At 49.1% G+C, this 2,526-nt stretch carries 2 protein-coding genes; both read left to right on the top strand.

The window, feature by feature from the left end:
• A partial coding sequence (locus WMO41_RS15715; RefSeq protein ID WP_349230576.1) for an InlB B-repeat-containing protein occupies positions 1–2,046 on the top strand: 2,046 nt, incomplete at its 5' end.
• 138 nt (positions 2,047–2,184) lie between these two features.
• Positions 2,185–2,502, top strand: coding sequence for a PrsW family glutamic-type intramembrane protease (locus tag WMO41_RS15720; protein WP_349230577.1), 318 nt, complete (start codon positions 2,185–2,187; stop codon positions 2,500–2,502).
• The last annotated feature ends 24 nt before the right edge of the window (positions 2,503–2,526 follow it).

Raw genomic sequence — 2,526 nt, forward strand, 5'->3', positions numbered from 1 at the left:
ACGCTGGAATGCTATTCACAGGAAATCATATCAGAAAATGAGGCCACCCCATCCGAGGCGGATGAGCCTGTTGAGTGCAGCCATATATGCAGCGTGGAAAGCGGCTGTATCACAAAAGAGCTAAATTGCCAGTATGACGAAGAAAAAGGCAGCATTCCGGCGGCTGAAGAAATGCCACAGGAAAATGAACCCGAAGAAGAAATGGAACAGGAAGCGGAAATTGCTACTCCGTCTAATGCTCAGGAAAGTACTGTAGAGGGCAGGAACGTAGAAGAATTCGATGTGTTGGTACCGGAGGTTCAGAACAACGCAGTTCTTCTTGCTGCTACCCAGTATACCTATACGCTGCATTACGATGCAAACGGTGGAAGCGGCGCGCCAGCGGATCAGGTGGTGACTAGCACAGCTTTGTATGTACAAATCCCTGTATCAAGTACAATTCCCGTTCGTGACGGATATACATTCAAAGGCTGGGCAAATACCCCAACTGGTATGGTGGTGTATAACTATGGAAATAGCGCCACTATTCCACAAGGGGCTTATAATACCAAAACAATCTATGCTATATGGGAAGCGCATGTCCATAGCTGGGGCGAATGGACTTCTAATGGCAATGGAACGCATACTCGCACTTGCTCGACAGACAGCAGTCACACAGAAACGAATGACTGCTCCGGAGGCGAGCCCACCTGTACGGAGAAGGCTATTTGTGAAAACTGTCACGCAGCCTATGGAAACCCGCTCGGCCACTATTTTGAATGGCAGTCTGATTCAAAACAGCATTGGAAGCAATGTGTGCAATGCAACACATCTGAGACAAAGATGGATCATTCCGGCGGTACAGCCACTTGCACACAGAAGGCTGTCTGCGAAATCTGCTTCACAGCCTATGGTAACCCGCTGGGCCACGATTTTATCAGCGAAACATGGCAAAGTGATACTGACAAGCATTGGAAAAAATGCTCTCGATGTGATGCCATAGATTCGGAAAACTGTCATGATTGGGACAGTGGAGAAGTGACGATAAAACCCACCTGCACGACAGCAGGACAGAGAACCTTTACTTGTGACGTCTGCTCTGCTATACATTTAGAAACAATAGGTGCATTCGGTCATATTTTTGTTCGTCATAATGCGAAGGCAGCGACTTGTACAGAAAAGGGTTGGAAGGCATATGACACCTGTTCCCGGTGCGATTATACGACCTATGCGGAACTTCCTGCTCTCGGTCACGATCCTATTCATCACAATGCGAAGGCAGCAACCTGCATGGAAACGGGCTGGAAGGCATATGACACCTGTTCCCGGTGTGATTATACGACTTATGCGGAACTCTCTGCACTTGGTCATGATTTTAGCTTGCTGCAGCATAACGAAAAGCAACACTGGAAGAAATGCTCCCGCTGTGAGGCAATTGATGATAAGGAAAATCACTCCGGCGGTACGGCTACCTGTAAAGATAAGGCGGTGTGTTCAACCTGCAGCGCAGCCTATGGAGAACTGAATGCGGACAATCACGCGGGTGGCACTGAGGTACGTGACAGAGCAGAGGCTACTACCAATGTGGCCGGCTATACGGGGGATACCTATTGTAAGGGGTGCAATAAGAAATTACAGGACGGAACAAGTATTCCGAAGCTGGTCAGCAGTTCAGGCAGCTCTGGCAGTGGTGGTGGAAGCAGTTCCGCTGGAAGCGTTTCTTCCAAAGAACAGCATCGCCCGTCCGTAGTTGATGAGCAGGCCCAGTGGGTACAGAACGGAACCGACTGGAAACTGACCTTAAGCAGCGGAGAGACTGCTGCAGACCGCTGGGTACAGAAAGATGGTCATTGGTACTGGTTTAAGGCAGATGGTATCATGGCACACAGCGAGTGGGTGTCTTACATGGGCCACTGGTACTACTTAAATGCAGGCGGAGACATGATTACCGGATGGCTGTTCTGGAATGAACGCTGGTATTATCTGAAGCCGGATGGTATCATGGCTGCAGATGAGATGACCCCGGACGGTTATAAAATGGGACCGGATGGAATTTGGGTTCAGTAAAAAATGAAATAAGCAATACAAAAGGGGCCTTTGCCTGGCATATGCCGGGTGAAGGTTCCTTTTGGTGCGCCTGGTGGCGCACGTCGCTAATGGATGCAACTTCCAAAACAGGATATTAGTCATAGGACTGACTGCAGCATGCAGGAACGCAAAAAGCCGCCATTTTCGGCGGCTTTTGCAGTGTACCTTGGGGTGCACATTTTCTTTCGAGGAATAGGAACAGGAGCGATGCATGTGATCTGTGGGGCCATCGTAGGCAGAGGACTTGCGTATGTATGGCAGCGGATGTGGTTAAAGATTGCCGGAACCTGCGGTCTGCTGGGAGCAGCGATCACCTTTCATGCGATCTATAATCTGTTGATTGCCTACGGCGGTGCGGTACAGTATATTGCCTATCTTCTGTCGGTACTGATTTTAATAGCGGGGAAGCTGATTACCCACCGCCTGATGTTATAGAAAATTGATTTTTTTCTTCTTTGG

Origin of the sequence: Ventrimonas faecis (assembly GCF_040096075.1) — a bacterium.
Classification (GTDB): Bacteria; Bacillota; Clostridia; order Lachnospirales; family Lachnospiraceae; genus Brotaphodocola; species Brotaphodocola faecis.

What these genes read in the sequence shown, in the direction of transcription:
- WMO41_RS15720 (WP_349230577.1), top strand. Translation starts at nt 2,185, where the DNA reads ATGCAGGAACGCAAAAAGCCGCCATTTTCGGCGGCTTTTGCAGTGTAC.